Raw genomic sequence first — 16,334 nt, forward strand, 5'->3', positions numbered from 1 at the left:
CTATCTATGAAAAAAGATCTGTCTCGGGCTTTGATCAAGCGCGAGGCAGATCTTTTTTGTTTCATTCCTCTATTAGGAGTTCAGGTCCTTTTTACAGAAGTACCAGTCGACACAGTCATAGTCAGGGTTATCCATCCGTGCTTTGGCGTCTTCCGTCGTTTTTGGAGGAGAGGCAATGACTTTTTCTCCTTTTTTCCAATCAGCCGGGGTGGATACGCCGTGTTCATCCGTCGTTTTCAGTGCTTCTACAAGGCGTACGATCTCTCCCATGTTCCGTCCTGTTGTGAGTGGATAATAGATGACGGAACGGACGGTCCCTTTATCATCGATGACAAAGACAGCTCTTGAGGTTTCTGTTCCGTTGCTTTCCGGCATAATCATCCCGAACTTTGTCGCGACCTGCTTATCCAAATCAGCAATGACGGGGAATTCAATGGTCGTTTGGAAATTTTCTTCAATATTCCTGATCCAGGCAATGTGTGAGGTCACACTGTCGACACTCAAGCCGATCAATTCCGTATCCAGCTCGCGCAGTTGATCATAAACTCCCTGGAAGCCTACGAACTCAGTCGTACAGACTGGTGTGAAATCAGAAGGATGGGAGAAGAGAACCACCCATTTTCCTTCATAGTCGTTCAATGAAATTTCTCCATGGGTCGTCTGGGCTGTGAATTCTGGTGCTTTTTCACCGATTCTAGGTAAGCTGTAAGTTTGTTTCTGTACCTGGTTTTCTTGTTCCATACCAACACTCCTTGTAGCGATTTTTAAGTACACAGTAGTTTCATAACCGATTTCTCATATACCAAAACGGGTATGTCGGGTAAAATATGTAAATTCAGTGAATGGCACGTTTGATGGTATGGATTTCAAAGCTGGGAAGATTGCTTCCTCAGGGATTCTTCGAAGTATAACATGAAGGAAGAACCGATTGTTATTTTATTGTAATATAGAAGATACATACAATATCTGATTGAAACATAAGGGAGGAACGATCATGACAAAGGAAACGGGGACTAGGAATAAAAAGGTGTTATCACTTGAAGAGAAGGAAGCGTTGCTCAACGTTTTAAAAGCACGCTTTGAAAAGAATAAGGGACGCCATGAGGAGCTTGAATGGGCGGAAGTCGTGGCCAAACTTGAGGGGAACCCTGGGAAACTTTGGTCCCTTAACGAAATGGAAAGAACCGGCGGCGAACCGGATGTTGTCGATTACGATCAAGAAAAAGACGCTTACATTTTTTATGATTGTTCCAAGGAAAGTCCTAAAGGCCGGAGAAGTGTGTGTTACGATCGTGCCGCCTTGGAATCCCGCAAGAAGTATAAACCTGAAACCAGCGCGATGGAGCTGGCCACGTCGATGGGAATCGATCTATTGACCGAAGAACAGTACCGGATGCTGCAGGAATTAGGGGAATTCGATTTAAAGACCTCGAGCTGGGTCTCCACCCCTGAGAAGGTCAGAGAACTTGGCGGAGCGCTTTTCTGCGATCGTCGCTACAATCATGTCTTTTTGTACCACAACGGAGCAGAGTCCTACTATAAGGCGAGAGGCTTCCGAGGTTCATTGCTTGTCTAATTGTTTTTTGAAAAAAAGCCAGCCTCTCCGCTGATTTAAAGGAGGGGGTGGCTTTTTCGATAGGCGTTTCCGTTATTGATACATCTCTTCCGGAAGCTGTTTGCTCGCATCAGGGACATCATTCGGTTCAATATTGATTACATCAGAAGAATACACTTTGACAATCATCTGTCCTCCATACACTTTCGACCGGATCAATATAGGCTGATTATAAGGGTTTTTAAATGTGAAATCCGGACCATACCAGCTTACCGTCGCATCTCGTCCTTCCGGAACATAAGGCACGCGCTTGCTGTGTGAATAGCGTTCCATGATCTTCACGCCGGCTTTGTCCACGGAGTTGAACAGGGTGGAAGATAACTGACAGATGCCTCCTCCGATGCCTTCCGACACTTCTCCTTTGACGATGACCGGGGCTTTCTTATATCCCTTTTCCATCGTCCTTTTTCCTACAACTTTATTGAAAGAAAAGACCTCGCCGGGAAAGACGACATGACTGTCCAGGGCCTCTGCAGCCAGTCGGATATTGTGGGAGCGTTCTTGATTATTTTTATTGAAATAGGTCACATACTGGCCGATTTGTTTTGTGCGTATTGTTGCGAGCAGTTCACTATCGACTCTTGGATGAGCAGGTAGTGTAGGTACCTGGATCGAAGATGGCCCGGTTGCGTGGAGGTAGCGGTACAGCTCTTCGGTAAATGTACGCACATCCACTTTGGATCCCGGTTTGCCCGGGATGATTTCATCCGCTTTTCCGATTTTCGCAGCAACGGGCTCACGGTTGATTTTATCTTCCAATTGTTCGATCAACTGCGCGGTTTTCTCCTGATCGACAAAAGGCTTTCCCAACATCTCATCCTGGAATTTTTTTCGATTTATAGTCATCAATTCTTTCCCGTCGTCCGTGATGGTTAGATGCTCTTCCTGAATGAAGGGTGCAGTGATTAATAAGCAAAGGGATAAGATGGCAATTTTCATTCCTGATTCCTCCTGAAGTTAGTATGAGTAGGAGGGAGAAGAAACATGTGAAAATTGTATCTTTGGGTGTGTGTATGAAACGATTATTCCTTTGAATCGTATGGAAAGGAAGGAAAGAAAGAAAGGAGGGATGACCTTGAGTGAAGAGTTACTAAATAAAGTCAGACGAATTCTCCTATACCTTGCGTTTTTGATGGCCGCCTTTTTCTTTTCCTATATTCTCGCTTATCCGCTCGGGTATTCTCCGCTCGGTTATGAAGTCGTGAAAAAGCAGGAGAACACGGTCGTGCTACAGTCTTTGAATACGTGGGGCATTGCAGAAGAGAGGATCACCTATCAAGCGCCTGAAGAGGATGAATGGAAAGCGAAAGCACTGGTCGATCGCATTGAGAGACAAGCTATGGAGTACCATCTCTTTTTCACTTCGATCATGGTAGCGGTTTTCTGGCTCGGGATGGAGGTCTGGAAAGGTCAATCATTGAAGAAAGTGCTTGTGCTCAGTGGTTTTTATGTTTTTGTATCAGGATTATCACTGATCCGCCACTTGGGCGACATTCAAGAAATTTTGGAGGGTACCCTCTATTAGTCATCGTCAGACGAAAGTGGTCCACCAATACTTCCACATTTACATAGCCGCCCCCGTTCATCAGGAAATGGGCAGGAAGTTGAAACCTTTCGAGCTCCTTGAACGTAAAAAAGTCGATGAATACTTGGGGGAGGGAGAAAATATGGGGATTGGCTCGTGGGTGATTTTGTTCTTTATCATTTTCATAGCTATCGGTGGATTTAAAAAGATGAAAAAATAAGCAAAGGAACATCCAGGGAGCATTCCTTCACGGACTTGGCCCTCATCGTGCTTTCCAATCAGAGGGGCTTTTCTGAAGTTTCTCTTTAAATTTTCCAGTAGTGATTTGTTACGAAGAATTGGAGAGCAGCCCATGGGCTTCATCTCAGCGGATGAAAGAAGGGAGGAATCTTTTCTTGATCGACGAACGTTTGCGCAAAGCATTGCTCATCGTGCTTCCGATTTTGACGGTGGTGACACTAATTGGTGTTGGATTGGCAGGGGTATATTTCAAAGATGATGTAGAAGTAGGGAACATCATTCTATTGATTAGCTTGATAGGAGCGGCTCTTTTAACTTTTTTATCCTTGCTCTTCAGGATAAAAGCAAAAGGGGTGACAGGAATCGTGCTGGCTTTTGTTCTTGCGGCTCCTGTTTTATTTTATTTTGTAAACAAGCCGAAGACGACATCATTTGGTGCAGCGCTTCCGGATGAAATAACCTCAGCACAAGTCATTTCGGAAATGAAGATCTATAGGGAAAGGGGGCGGCCGTTCAAATCCGTCACGTTGGAAAAACCAGATGAGATGATGAGAATTTTAGAAAGGTCCTCCAATATGACGTTAGTGACCTCGGATGAAGGGCTCTCCCAACATTTCTATTCCATATGGATTCAGGGTGCCTCTTATGGAGACGAGGTTCAGATCATTGTCGGACAAGAGGCTATTCGTATTTTGGGGAGTATAGACGGTGAGGATGTGGGCGGTGAATATGAAATAGAAGGCCGGAATAGGCTTTTGCAAGTGATTGAAAATGGAGAGTTAGACTGGAAGGAAGGTTGAAGTGAAGTGCTTTCAGCAAAGAGCATATTCTATAAGCAAAGAAACGCTCCACTTGATGGTGGAGCGTTTTCATGTGGCGGTTGTTATTCCTGATATTCTTCCATCGCTTCCTGGATGGCTTCAACATAGGCTTTAAAATCTTCCGTCTCATTAGAAGTTTCTTTCCTTGAGGAGTAACTGATGTCTCCGTCCTTATAAAACGCCTTCCTTTGCGCACGCGTAATCTCAAGCTGTACGCCTTTCTCTGTCCTCGTCTTGTTGACGTAGTTGTCAGGGTGGTCACCGTCCAGGTGTTCAGGAGCTTCTTCGACGGAAAATCCCTTTTCCTCTAAATGCTGCTCTACGATTTTCATAAACTTTTGATCCCGGCCACCGATGAGAGTCATTGGCTCATCACCACCTGCCCCATGAATGGAAATGTGATAATCGGCCTTCCCCACCATTTCCAGTGCCTGGGGTTCATCAAAGTTTGTGGAGGTAATATGTAAGTTTCTGAAATTATTAGACGCTAACCTTCCTTTAAATGCGTAATAGGGATAATCATCTCCTGCAATCGCCTCGGCAAGGGAGGAGGTCGTTTCTTCAATCCCGCCACCGTGGATGGCGCTGACCAGCCATTGCTGATTGCCCTTTGAACTCGTGGCAATAACCCAGTCTTCCCCTTCTTTATAGACTTCCTTCAACTCCTCAAATGAACAGAAACGATCCCCGGAACAGTCGTCTTCTGTCATTTTTGATTTCTCTTCTTTTCCATCATTTAAAAACCATAGCACGGCTGCAATCGAAACAGCCACGGTCAGGACAAGTTTCAGCTTCATCTCTACACCTCTTCCTTCTAAAGGTACTCTATCAATGATGAAGGCATATGGATAACAATATGCTTGATGAAGAAAGGAAATGAAGGGGAATTGGGTGGATAAGTAAGACATACAGGTTATGGGGCAAGTAAGGACTTGCAACCTCCGCTTGTTTTGGAAAGCATCATAATCGCATGGAACATGTGGCACGATAGAAGAGGAGAGAAAGTTACAAAATCTGACTGCTCTGCTACTATGAATGTAGTCAAGATTTTTAGGAGGCCTGTACATAAAGATGTCTACATCAAAGAGAATGCAGCTGGTCATTCCTTTTCTTACCGTTCTTATGATGTTGTTTTTCAATTCAGCGGAACAGGAAAGGGAGGTCTCGGAAGGGGAGACGGCATTGAAAGAAAAAATCGATCATGTGTTAGAGAATGAAGTTCTTCATGGAGCGGTGGCAGGAGTAAGCATTCGCCATGCCGAGTCAGGCGAGGTGGTTTATGAGAAAAACGCTCATTTGCGTCTGACGCCCGCATCGAATACAAAATTGTTTACAGGAGCTGCCGCCTTGGAAACGCTTGGGCCTGAGTACACGTTTACTACAGAAATGTGGACGGATGGGGAAATCGAGGATGGCAGGTTGAAAGGAAACTTGTATTTGAAAGGAAAAGGGGATCCGACCCTAATGGAGAAAGACTTGAGGGCTATGGTTTCTTTTTTACGGGAAAAGGGAGTCCGGGAAATTACAGGAGACGTCCTGGTGGATGATACGTGGTATGACAATATCCGTTTATCTCATGGAATTCAATGGTCAGAGGAAAGTGAATACTACGCGGCTCAAGTGTCTGCTCTGACTTTATCCCCGGATGATGATTATGATGCAGGGACCGTGCTGATTACTGTCTCTCCTGCAAATAAAGAAGGGAAGCCGGCGACTGTCAAAGTCACCCCTGATAATGAATATGTCAAGATCGTGAATAGGACAAAAACCGGAAATACAAAGAAAGAAGAGGAATTAAAGGTTGAGAGGGAGCACGGGACCAACACCATCATCATTGAGGGAGCAATGGAGATCGATGATCCTGTTTCGAAGTCTTGGATTGCCGTTTTTGAACCAACAGGGCTCGTGCATGAACTTTTTCATAACTCGTTAGTGAAAGAAGGCATACGGGTAAAGGGTTCATCCACTAAAATTGCAGAAACCCCTGAACACGCCACACGCTTGTATGAGCATGCGTCCATGCCTCTGAAAGAGTTGTTTCTTCCCTTTATGAAATTGAGTAACAACGGTCATGCGGAAGCATTAGTAAAGGAAATGGGCAGGGTCGTCCATGATGAAGGGAGTTGGGAGAAGGGAATGGATGTGGTTGAAGCGGAAATGCGTCGTTTAGGGGTGAACATGGATACTGTACAGCTGAATGATGGGTCAGGAATGTCTGCGACCAATTTCATTCCCGCGCATGAAATCTCCCAGCTGCTCTTCCAGGTTCAACAAAGAGAATGGTTCCCTGCATTCCGACAATCGCTGCCTGTCGCTGGGAATGAAGAGAGATTTGTAGGGGGCACGTTGCGTGAGAGAATGCAGGATACCGGGGCGGAAGGGAATGTCCGTGCGAAAACAGGGACGTTGACAGGTGTTTCTTCGCTTTCCGGGTATGTCACTACAAAAGATGGGGAGCCCCTGATTTTTGCGATGGTGTTCAATCATTTCTTGTCGGAAGATGTGGACGAGATCGAAGACCAATTAGCAGTCATCCTTTCAGAGCATGTGCTGTCAGTGAAAGAATAACAGAAGCGCCGGCATTCCTTACGCCCGTTTTTTATGGGTAAGGGCCGGCCAAGAAGGGAAAGACTAACTGTAGCTCATTTCTTACCGGGAGGGTTCTCATGCACGGATTTCATGATGTTTTTATTCAAATTCTACTGTTACTCGCCATCTCTGTCACCGTTATCGCTATCGCCAAGCTTTTGAAAGAACCGGACTCGATCGCTCTTGTTCTGGTTGGTCTGGTTCTCGGGTTGACTCAGCTCCCGTTCATTGAGGAAGCGGAAAGCTATATTACACAATCGGAAGTGTTCCAAGCGACCGTCATTTCGCTGTTTCTTCCGATCCTGTTAGGGGATGCGACATTGAAGCTTCCTTTTCACCATCTATTTTCACAAAAGAAAACAGTCATGGGGCTCGCCTTTTTGGGGACGTTCATATCCTCGCTCACTATTGGGGCCGGGGCTTATTTCTTATTGGACTTGCCGCTTGCGGTCGCCTTTACATTTGCTGCGCTGATGAGTGCGACCGATCCGATCAGTGTGCTTTCCATTTTCAAGTCTCTTGGAGTGAAACAAAAAATGTCGACGATTATGGAAGGAGAGTCACTATTCAATGACGGCATAGCCGTCGTACTCTTCAAAATCGCCAGCATCTACCTGCTCACCTACATTGAAATGGGCTGGGCCGGGCTCGGCAGCGGGGTATTCATGTTCTTGAAATTCGCGGTCGGTGGTGCTTTTATCGGCCTGATCTTAGGTTATGTGTTCTCTCAAGTCATCCGTGTCTATGACGATTATCCGCTGGAAGTTGCCTTCAGTGCCCTGCTGTTTTTCGGAAGTTACTTCATAGCTGAGCACTTCCATACATCAGGGGTCATCGCTGTGGTCGTCGGTGGATTCGTTTTCGGCGATTATGGAGCGAAGATCGGAATGTCAGAAGAAACGAAGACCAACCTCAATACTTTCTGGGATAGTGTCACCTTGCTTGCGAATGCTCTGATCTTCCTGATGGTCGGCCTTGAGATACGGAACATCGATCTTGCCGGCAACTGGGGATATATCGTAGGGGCGATCGCCATTGTACTGGTGGGACGTACCATAGCCGTGTACATCGGGACAGGATGGGTCAAAGGCTTGTCTTCGAAAGAAAGAATCCTCATCAACTGGGGTGGTTTGAGAGGGAGTCTCTCCATCGCTCTCGCTTTAAGTCTACCCATGGAATTTGACGGACGCGAACAAGTGCTGCTGCTCACCTTTTCCGTCGTCCTTTTCTCATTGATCGTCCAGGGACTGACCCTGAAACCCGTCATCAAAAAACTTGGTCTTGCTTAGTTACCATAATTTGGTGTACCAGGTCATACAGATAATGGAAAAAGCCTCCTTTGACGAATCATCGAAGGAGGCTTTTTTATTACATCTTTTCTTTGATTTTCGATAGGGCTTCTGATAAATCTTCATGCAGGACATAGTCAAAAAGACGGTCCTTCTCTGTTGGTTCATTGTTGATGAGAACGGTTGTCGTGTTTTCCTGTTCATAGGCAAGATACGGCAGCAGGTTGAATGGAGTCACGAAAAGCGATGTGCCCATGACGAGCAAAAGGTCCGCTTTCTCTATGATCGATTCGGCCTCATCATGAGCCGTAATCATGTCACCAAACAGAAGGACATCCGGTTTCAAAACGGTGCCGCAGTCCTCGCATACTGGTACAGCTACTCTCATGATATCATCCAAAGAATAGGAGCGGCTGCAGGCCGGACAGCTCGACCGGTTCAATGTCCCATGATATTCAAGGACACGGGAGCTGCCGGCGAGCGAATGAAGCCCATCGACGTTTTGCGTAATGACGGATACTTCCCGTTCCTCGGTTTCCAATTCCTTGATGAACTGATGGACAAGGTTCGGCTGGTAGTTTTTCAACAGTTTCATCCGGAAGATCGCTTTATATTTTTTCCAGAAGTCTTCGGGATCATGGAAAAAGTAATCCGTGGACATGTAAAACTCGCGATCATGATTTTCTGTCCATATTCCTTCACTTGAGCGGAAATCAGGGATACCGCTTGCGGTCGATACCCCGGCACCTGTGAGAACAGCGATCTGTTCTGCAGATTTTATGTGGAGAGCAATGGTTTCATGCATAGACGAAATCTCCTCTTACTGCTTGTTAAAGCCTTTCTTTTTGACGATACTGGTTACGTCCATCCGCATCGGTTTTGTGAACCGGCGCAGCATTTGATCGGTCCAGGAGTCATTTCTTGTGTTCGTCTGACGGGACTGATAGTAGGCGGCGATTTTCTCATCAAAGGCCCCAAGTTCATCTTTGTGATCGCGCTTGTATTCATTTTCAAAATAAACCGCTTCTTTCGGTAGTCGCGGCTTTTTGTCAGGCTGGTGATCAGGTTCACCAAGGACCATCCCGAAAAGCGGAAGAACGTGTTTAGGTAGCCCAAGGATTTCATCGACTTTATCGAGCTGGTTTCGGATGCTTCCGATATAGCAAATCCCGAGCCCCATCGATTCCGCAGCAATGGCCGCGTTCTGGGCAGCAAGCGCAGCGTCAATGGCAGAAACGAGGAAATGTTCACTGTTCTCAAGGTTTGTAAGCATCTCTTCATACTGCTCTGAAGAGGCGTGCAGGGTATGACGGTAAAGATCGGCACAGAAAATCATCAAGTGGCCGTTATCTTTCACATATCCTTGACCGGTGATTTCAGCGAGTTGGGCTTTTTTCTTTTCATCTGTCACCCCGATGATGGTATAAGCCATCATATAGCTCGAAGTAGACGCTTGCTGGGCCGCTGATAAAATGGTGCTCAGCTGCTCGTCAGTGACCGGGGTATCTTTGAATTTCCGAATCGACCGGTGATTTAATAGTGTTTCAATCGTTTCATTCATCATCGAGTCCTCCTATTTGTAAATCCAATGTGTCTGAACCGAGTCCTCGGAATCAATACCAGCCATTGGATCGCTACTGGTGATTTGCAATCGTTCTTCATCCATAAAAGTAACAGAATGAATGGTGTATTGATACTGATTCGGTTTCGGCAGGAGATGATCTCCTACGGCTTCAAGTTCAATAGGCTCAAGCGTATCACGATCCATCACGACAAGCTGATGCTTCGCCTGCTCCTCATACGTACGTTCGAAAAGGAAAGCCACATACCGCTTGTCAGGAGAAACGTGACTTGAGACCAGTTTGCTCAGATCACTCATTAAAAAGGAGTGCTTCTGTTCGAAATCAATCATCAAATGCGAGCAGCGCTGTTCATGACAGGCAAACTCCACCAAATACTGATTCTCTGCTATATTAGAAAAAGGTAGCTCTTGCAGTTTTTGGGCTGGTTGATCAAAATTATGTACATATTGAGATAGAATGGGATAGTCTTTGGGCGTGAATGGGTAGGAAGATCCATCGACAGTGAGCTGCATTTTGTCGCCACTATTTTCAGCTTTTTCTTCTTCTATGAGGGGAGCGTCCCCTTCAAGTGGTTTCCTATTCAACGAGTCTTCTGCTTCTGCATTCGAGCTGCATCCGACCATCAAAAGGAGGAGTAAGCCGATCCACCACACGTTTTTCTTTATCATAGGTCATTCCCTCACTTAAAAAACCTCTTTTCTACAGGATACCACAACAGGCACACATTCATGAGGGTGAAACTTTTACAAAAGTTTATCCGCATTCTTAAAGGAATAAAGGATAGAAAAAAAGAAATATATCTTCATAGGAAAAAGAGTGAGGTGGGGGTAATGGGAGAAATCTACAGCTTCAAAGCTTTTCAGTCGAAGAAGGAAAAGAAGAAGGTCCAGGACCCGAGAACAACGGTAGCGATTTATCGAAGCGTTGTTTACTATGTTCATTTGTACAGCGAGGAAACCTACGAACATCCGCTGGAGCATTTAACGACAAATATTCAACTTGCCGCCATTTTTAATAATGACCGGGCTGCATTCCTGGATGCCTTTGCCGCCCTCGTTCAACATTGGGAGCTCACTCTGAACACTCATCAGGAGCTGCCTCCCTATGGAGAATTAGACCAATTCACAACACTCGGTGACCTTTGTTTGTATATAGAAAAAAAGGTGAAAGAACTATAAGACAATGATTTCTCATGTCTCATAGCCTTTCACCTTTTTCATGTTGACGATTCCTACATAAAATTGCGTCAACCCAATTCCGAACAAAAGCGGCCCGACACTCGTCGCGAGCATTGTACTAACCAGCGTCTGTACCATCCCAAACGCCACCAACATCATGTATTTTTCTGCTCTAAACGCTAAGTATGAAGCAAACAACGTACCGATACTGATGATCAAAAGGGCCGGCATCAACCAAGGATACAATTGAGTGAGTTCCATGGTATTCACCTCCTGAAATATATTCTGAAAATTCTTATTATTTAAGATTCTATCACGTTTTGAAACGCTGTTTCAACCGTGAAAACCGTCTAGTTTTGGCGGTTTTCCTTGTCGACGTAAAAATAAAAATTCCCCGCTTGAAACAGTTTCAAACCTCTGAGTCTAAATTCCTAAAATTCTGTATATTATTTAAGATTCGAGAAGATTCCCTTCTGCTACCGATTTGATGTAAGTTGCCGAAGTATCGACCTATCACAAACCACTAAAGGGGACGTTCTAACATGTAGTAGTGTATGCGTGTGTGTTGATATTAGTTTGCAAAAATGATTATGGTGGGACTTTTGTATATAGTTAAGGTAAGAAATGTTGACTGGAGGGATTGTAGTGAACGGAAAAATCGTTGTAGAACACTTAACCAAGACGTTCAAAAAAGGAAATGTCCAAGCGGTAAAAGATGTTTCCTTTGAAGTGAAGGAGGGAGAATTTTTTGCATTCCTTGGGCCGAACGGTGCAGGTAAATCAACAACCGTACAGATTTTGACCACACTCATCAACGCTACTTCTGGAAAAGCAGAAGTGGCTGGTCATGACGTCATTCAAGACCCTGAGAAAGTGAGACGCTATATCGGGGTAGCCTTGCAGGAAACAGGCGTCGATCCTGACCTGACAGGCAGGGAGATGATTGAACTTCAAGCGAACATTTTTGGGTTTCGTAAAGAAGACGGAAAGAAGAGGGCGCAGGAACTGTTGGAGATTGTGCAATTGACGGAAGCAGCAGAACGTAGAATCGGAAACTATTCAGGTGGGATGCGCAGGCGGCTTGACCTCGCTTTGACACTCGTCAATGAACCGAAAATCCTTTTTCTTGATGAACCGACCACAGGTCTCGACCCTTCCAATCGAATGGCGATCTGGGAGGAATTGCGGCGACTGAATGAAGAAGTCGGCACGACCATTTTCCTTACTACCCAGTATTTAGAAGAAGCCGATTCGCTTGCCCACCGCATCAGCATCATCAATGATGGAGAGATTGTTGCGACAGGGACTCCGAAAGATTTGAAAGCTCAAATCGGGAATGATCTGATCACACTTACATTGAAAGACGAAAACCAGCAATCCCAGGCTGTCGAGTACTTACGTGGGCAAATGACAGACGTGGACGTCATCAGTCGTCAGAATAAGGTGCTCATTTACGTGGAAGAAGGAACGAAGCAGCTGCTTGAAGTCGTCCGCCTGTTTGACCAGGAAGGCTACGAAATCGAAGATATCCAGCTCTCATCACCAACCTTGGATGATATCTTCCTGAAAATTACGAGTGAGAAAAAGGAAGGAGTGAGAGCAGATGGGCAATAACTTATGGAAAGATACATGGCTCATGACCGTAAGAAACATAAAAACAACACTGCGTAATCCGTTTTCTTTTATCCCGAACCTGATTATCTCTGCTTTTTTCCTCCTCGTTTATGAAGGCGGGTTGAGCGGGATTTCCCAGCTCCCGACTTTTGAAGGAGCGAATTATTTGGCATTCATTCTTCCTGTATCCATCGTTTCGGCTGCCATTGGTGGAGCAGGTGGGGCCGGGCAGAGCATCGTGAAAGACATTGAGAATGGTTTTTTCTCACGGCTGCTGCTGACACCTGCCTCAAGACTTGCGATTGTTCTTGGACCGATTATTGCCGGAATGCTTCAGCTCGTTGTGCAGACGTTGCTTATTATAGGCATCGCCTTTCTGCTTGGACTAGAAGTGGTGACAGGCTTTGGCGGCATACTGTTCGTACTGCTTATTGCGGTCGGATGGGGCCTTGCATTCGCCGGATATTCAGCTGGAGTTGCCCTTCGGACAGGAAACGCCCAGGCGGCTCAGGCCGGAACGTTCATCTTTTTCCCGCTTATTTTTCTAAGCACGACGTTTGTTCCGTATGAACTGATTGAAGCCCAATGGCTGAAAATCGCAGCCACCATCAACCCGACGACGTATATTTTCGAAAGTATGCGGACGGCCCTGATCGATGGCTGGGTATTCTGGGACTTGATGCAGGGGGTATTCGCGATCGTCATTGTGTGCACCATCACGATTACATTTGCAGCCATTTCTGCGAAAAAAGCGGTTTCCCGTGGATAAATCTGATCACTGGCAAAAAATTCTGATATAATAGAACTAATTAAAAAGTTAGGAGTGATGTTTTATGGCAAACGTAACCATTTTAATCCATGCAAATCAATCAAATCACGGAGGACATCACTCGTAACGTCCTCCAAATACTCAGGAGGAATCGAATGAAACGGAACGATTGTACAGAATTTTTTAAAGCTCAGAAGAATGAAGGGGAACAGATCGGAAGAATCTCCCGTCTGACTCACGGCTTATACACCGTCGTGGATGATGAACAGGAGCGAAACGGTGAAGTATCCGGAAGGTTTCATCATACAGTCCAGCTGGACAAAGATTACCCGGCCGTCGGGGATTGGGTGGTTTTTGAACCTTATGATGATGGAGCACGTGCAAAGATCCACCGCGTCCTGAACCGAAGAACAACATTGTCCAGGAAAAAAGCGGGAGGAAGTCACCAGGAGCAAATCATTGCGGCGAACGTGGATACCGTATTTATCGTCACCGCTTTGACCCAGGAATTCAACGTGAGAAGAATCGAACGATATGTACAGCAGATCTATGAGAGCGGCGCAAGCCCTGTCGTAGTTTTAACAAAAAGAGACTTGTGCGGTACAGTTCCTGATCATATCACTGAAGTCGAAAGTGTGGCACCTGGCGTTCCTGTCTATGCGGTCGATAGTTTGACAGGGGAAGGAATGGATGAGCTTGGCACTGAAATACGTGCGGGCGAAACGATATCTCTTGTAGGATCCTCAGGTGTTGGAAAATCGACACTCATCAATCACCTGCTCGGCATGGAAAAACAAGTGACCCAAGGTGTGCGTGAAGAGGATCAGCGCGGACGGCATACGACGACTCACAGAGAGCTGTTTGAACTGCCGAACGGAACCTATATTATCGACACCCCCGGTATGCGTGAATTGCAGCTATGGGGTGGAGATGAAGAAGGGGTGGATCAAACCTTCTCTGACATCGATCGTTTGAGCGCGTCCTGTAAGTTCAGAGACTGCAAGCATGAACAAGAACCAGGATGTGCAGTGAAACAGGCAATAGAAGCAGGAGAGCTTGAAGCGGCACGTCTGAAAAGCTACAACAAGTTGAAACGGGAGCTGAAGCGGCTCGAGCTGAAAGATCGGTACGGGACGCATCGCACAAACCGCATGCTGCACGGACCGAACGCAATCAAGTAGAAAGAAGAGGTGCCGGGTCCGGTACCTCTTTTCTTATGTAGTTTTTGATTTTATAGTAAAGGAAGATTGTATGCCGGATTGGTCTTATCATGTGTTGTTCAAACCATGGCTTTCAAAGATATCCCCTGTAACTTCGAGGGAATTTATACATAAAAATATGAACCGGATCGCGTCTCTTCCTGGAGGCAGCCATGTCATCAATTTTCTAGGCAGGGAGGAGATTTCTGAAAGTTTATCCTCGTCTATTGGGAACGAGTATGTCCGTGGCCCTGTCGGGTTATCTGGAAAAATCGATCCGCGGTTAACGGGTACGAATGCGTTCAGTAACTTAGGGTTTAGCATGATTGAGGTTGGACCGGTGACAATGGAACCGCAGAAGGGGGACTTCCCCGAACGAAAAGAAGGATGTATCCTGCTTCCCCATCAAGGAGAGTCGATTGGTCTTGAAGGAACGGTGCGTCGTCTGGAAAAGGTGGAGAGAGACGTTCCTTTTCTTTTCCATCTTCAAGGATCGCAGGATGAAATAGTGATGATGGCAAAAGCACTCCAACGATTTAACGGGATATTCAGTATTGCGCATCAGGATTGGGAGCCGAAATTAGTTGAAAGACTGTCAGTATGGAAACCCGTTTTTTTAAGAGTGCCAAGCAAAAACGTGTCTCACAATGATCGATTTCCAGGAGCTGCAGGCATTATTTTAGAAGAATCTTTTTATGAAGGGAATTTAGAAGAACATAAGAAGGCATTGGTAATGTTGAGAGGCTATGATGTGATTACGATCGGTGGGGTGGAAGAACCGGAAGATGCGCTCTCTCTCTTTTCTGCGGGCGCCAGCATGGTGTTCCTCTCTGCTGAATACGTTGATGCAGGTCCTGGATTACCGAAGCGGATTCACGAGGCGCTGTTGGACGAAAAGACAGAAACACACGAAGGGGAAACCGGCTGGATGTGGTATTTTCTGTTCGGGCTGGCAGTTTTCCTCGGGGGCATCCTCGCGTTGGTGTTCAGCTTGACTTCGGTGATCCTTCCTTATGATGAAGCGTTTCTAGGAATATCCCGCCAAGAACTGCTATTGTTCAATGAACGGATTCTCTGGTTTATGGCCCACGATCGGATGACTCTCGCTGGAACGATGATCTCAGGCGGGCTGCTTTACATGTGGCTATCAAGATTTTCTGTTTCAAAAGGAGAGAAATGGGCTAAGCAAGCGATTGACTTTGCTGCAGTTGCAGGCTTTTTAGGGATCCTCTTCTTTATTGGTTATGGATATTTTGACTGGCTGCACCTGTTGTTCTGGATGATCCTCCTGCCATTATATGTGACAGGATGGTTCAAATCCCGGGGCCTCTCCAGAAAGCCAGCTTCCAAGAATCGTAGAAATAATAGAACTTGGCTCCTAGGAGTCTATGGGCAGTTTTGCTTCGTCGCTCTCGGCTTCTCATTTGTCCTCGGGGGGATCATCATATCTTATATCGGAGTGACAGGGGTATTTATCCCGACCGATATTACCTACCTGTGCATGCCTCCTGAATTGATTGAGAATTTCAACGATCGGTTGATTCCCGTCATCGCTCACGACCGCGCCGGATTCGGAAGTGCCCTGTTCAGTGTTGGCTCTCTCGTTCTGATGAGTGCTTTGTGGGGCTATCATCAGGGGAAACGCTGGTTCTGGTGGATGTTCCTGATTGGAGGAGTGCCTGCCTTTGCTGCAGGGATTTTTGTACATATCATGATCGGTTATACCGCATTCATCCACTTGCTGCCTGCCTACATCGCGCTGTTGTTTTATGTTGGAGGCTTGGTTCTGTCGTATCGTTATTTAATGAGTAAATGAAGCGAAAGGTCATCCGATTTGAGGATGACCTTTCGCGCATGAAGAGTGAGTCGCGCGCATGAAGAGTGAGTCGCGCGCATGAAGAGTGAGTCGCGC

The 16,334-nt window shown here is 46.0% G+C and carries 17 protein-coding genes; 10 read left to right on the top strand and 7 right to left on the bottom strand.

The genetic code is table 11. From position 1 onward, the window contains the following. Positions 1-72 precede the first annotated feature (72 nt). Positions 73-741: a peroxiredoxin gene (locus tag J0K78_RS08430; protein ID WP_206946265.1), complete on the bottom strand. Its 669-nt coding sequence runs from the start codon at positions 739-741 to the stop codon at positions 73-75. 253 nt (positions 742-994) lie between these two features. On the opposite strand from J0K78_RS08430, the gene J0K78_RS08435 reads away from it, so the two are divergent. Next, positions 995-1,576 carry a DUF4256 domain-containing protein gene (locus J0K78_RS08435; protein ID WP_206946266.1) on the top strand — a complete coding sequence of 194 codons (582 nt, stop codon included), beginning with the start codon at positions 995-997 and terminating at the stop codon, positions 1,574-1,576. Between the two features lie 72 nt (positions 1,577-1,648). Here J0K78_RS08435 and J0K78_RS08440 read toward each other — a convergent pair whose 3' ends face one another. Further along, a complete protein-coding gene (locus tag J0K78_RS08440; RefSeq protein WP_206946267.1) occupies positions 1,649-2,554 on the bottom strand; it encodes a VanW family protein in 906 nt (301 codons plus the stop codon). 136 nt (positions 2,555-2,690) lie between these two features. Here J0K78_RS08440 and J0K78_RS08445 point away from each other — a divergent pair, with 136 nt between their 5' ends. Together J0K78_RS08445 and J0K78_RS08450 are read left to right on the top strand one after the other, a co-directional pair. Next, positions 2,691-3,140, top strand: coding sequence for a hypothetical protein (locus J0K78_RS08445; protein WP_206946268.1), 450 nt, complete (start codon positions 2,691-2,693; stop codon positions 3,138-3,140). Between the two features lie 395 nt (positions 3,141-3,535). Next, positions 3,536-4,180, top strand: a complete 645-nt coding sequence (locus tag J0K78_RS08450) for a hypothetical protein (protein WP_206946269.1) — start codon at positions 3,536-3,538, stop codon at positions 4,178-4,180. 83 nt (positions 4,181-4,263) lie between these two features. Here J0K78_RS08450 and J0K78_RS08455 read toward each other — a convergent pair whose 3' ends face one another. After that, positions 4,264-4,998: a poly-gamma-glutamate hydrolase family protein gene (locus J0K78_RS08455; protein WP_206946270.1), complete on the bottom strand. Its 735-nt coding sequence runs from the start codon at positions 4,996-4,998 to the stop codon at positions 4,264-4,266. A gap of 274 nt (positions 4,999-5,272) precedes the next feature. Between J0K78_RS08455 and dacB the strand changes: the two genes are divergently transcribed. Continuing rightward, positions 5,273-6,769 (top strand): D-alanyl-D-alanine carboxypeptidase/D-alanyl-D-alanine endopeptidase, encoded by a 1,497-nt coding sequence (gene dacB, locus J0K78_RS08460; protein WP_242517773.1) that lies wholly within the window; start codon positions 5,273-5,275, stop codon positions 6,767-6,769. 98 nt (positions 6,770-6,867) lie between these two features. Further along, positions 6,868-8,079 carry a cation:proton antiporter gene (locus J0K78_RS08465; RefSeq protein WP_206946271.1) on the top strand — a complete coding sequence of 404 codons (1,212 nt, stop codon included), beginning with the start codon at positions 6,868-6,870 and terminating at the stop codon, positions 8,077-8,079. A gap of 79 nt (positions 8,080-8,158) precedes the next feature. Here J0K78_RS08465 and J0K78_RS08470 read toward each other — a convergent pair whose 3' ends face one another. Genes J0K78_RS08470 through J0K78_RS08480 form a run of 3 tightly spaced genes read right to left on the bottom strand, consistent with a single transcriptional unit; the run spans position 8,159 to position 10,330 of the window. After that, positions 8,159-8,884 carry an NAD-dependent protein deacylase gene (locus J0K78_RS08470; RefSeq protein ID WP_206946272.1) on the bottom strand — a complete coding sequence of 242 codons (726 nt, stop codon included), beginning with the start codon at positions 8,882-8,884 and terminating at the stop codon, positions 8,159-8,161. Positions 8,885-8,899: 15 nt separating this feature from the next. Beyond that, positions 8,900-9,640 carry an oxygen-insensitive NADPH nitroreductase gene (nfsA, locus tag J0K78_RS08475; protein ID WP_206946273.1) on the bottom strand — a complete coding sequence of 247 codons (741 nt, stop codon included), beginning with the start codon at positions 9,638-9,640 and terminating at the stop codon, positions 8,900-8,902. A gap of 12 nt (positions 9,641-9,652) precedes the next feature. Next, entirely contained in the window at positions 9,653-10,330 is a 678-nt protein-coding gene (locus J0K78_RS08480; RefSeq protein ID WP_206946274.1) for a hypothetical protein, read from the bottom strand. A gap of 162 nt (positions 10,331-10,492) precedes the next feature. Here J0K78_RS08480 and J0K78_RS08485 point away from each other — a divergent pair, with 162 nt between their 5' ends. Then, positions 10,493-10,840: a hypothetical protein gene (locus tag J0K78_RS08485; protein WP_206946275.1), complete on the top strand. Its 348-nt coding sequence runs from the start codon at positions 10,493-10,495 to the stop codon at positions 10,838-10,840. A gap of 12 nt (positions 10,841-10,852) precedes the next feature. Here J0K78_RS08485 and J0K78_RS08490 read toward each other — a convergent pair whose 3' ends face one another. Continuing rightward, on the bottom strand, positions 10,853-11,101 hold the full coding sequence (locus tag J0K78_RS08490) for a hypothetical protein (protein WP_206946276.1): 249 nt from the start codon (positions 11,099-11,101) through the stop codon (positions 10,853-10,855). Between the two features lie 384 nt (positions 11,102-11,485). Between J0K78_RS08490 and J0K78_RS08495 the strand changes: the two genes are divergently transcribed. The 4 genes from J0K78_RS08495 (at position 11,486) to J0K78_RS08510 (ending at position 16,238) form a co-directional block, all read left to right on the top strand. Beyond that, positions 11,486-12,454: an ATP-binding cassette domain-containing protein gene (locus J0K78_RS08495; RefSeq protein ID WP_370551096.1), complete on the top strand. Its 969-nt coding sequence runs from the start codon at positions 11,486-11,488 to the stop codon at positions 12,452-12,454. Beyond that, positions 12,444-13,223: an ABC transporter permease gene (locus tag J0K78_RS08500; RefSeq protein ID WP_115822165.1), complete on the top strand. Its 780-nt coding sequence runs from the start codon at positions 12,444-12,446 to the stop codon at positions 13,221-13,223. The genes J0K78_RS08495 and J0K78_RS08500 overlap by 11 nt, the downstream gene beginning before the upstream one ends. A 155-nt stretch (positions 13,224-13,378) precedes the next feature. Then, positions 13,379-14,404, top strand: a complete 1,026-nt coding sequence (gene rsgA / locus J0K78_RS08505) for a ribosome small subunit-dependent GTPase A (RefSeq protein WP_206946278.1) — start codon at positions 13,379-13,381, stop codon at positions 14,402-14,404. A gap of 70 nt (positions 14,405-14,474) precedes the next feature. Next, complete coding sequence (locus J0K78_RS08510; RefSeq protein WP_206946279.1) at positions 14,475-16,238, top strand: beta/alpha barrel domain-containing protein; 1,764 nt, start codon at positions 14,475-14,477, stop codon at positions 16,236-16,238. The last annotated feature ends 96 nt before the right edge of the window (positions 16,239-16,334 follow it).

The sequence above is a fragment of the Halobacillus sp. GSS1 genome, from assembly GCF_017307035.1.
GTDB lineage: Bacteria > Bacillota > Bacilli > Bacillales > Halobacillaceae > Halobacillus > Halobacillus litoralis.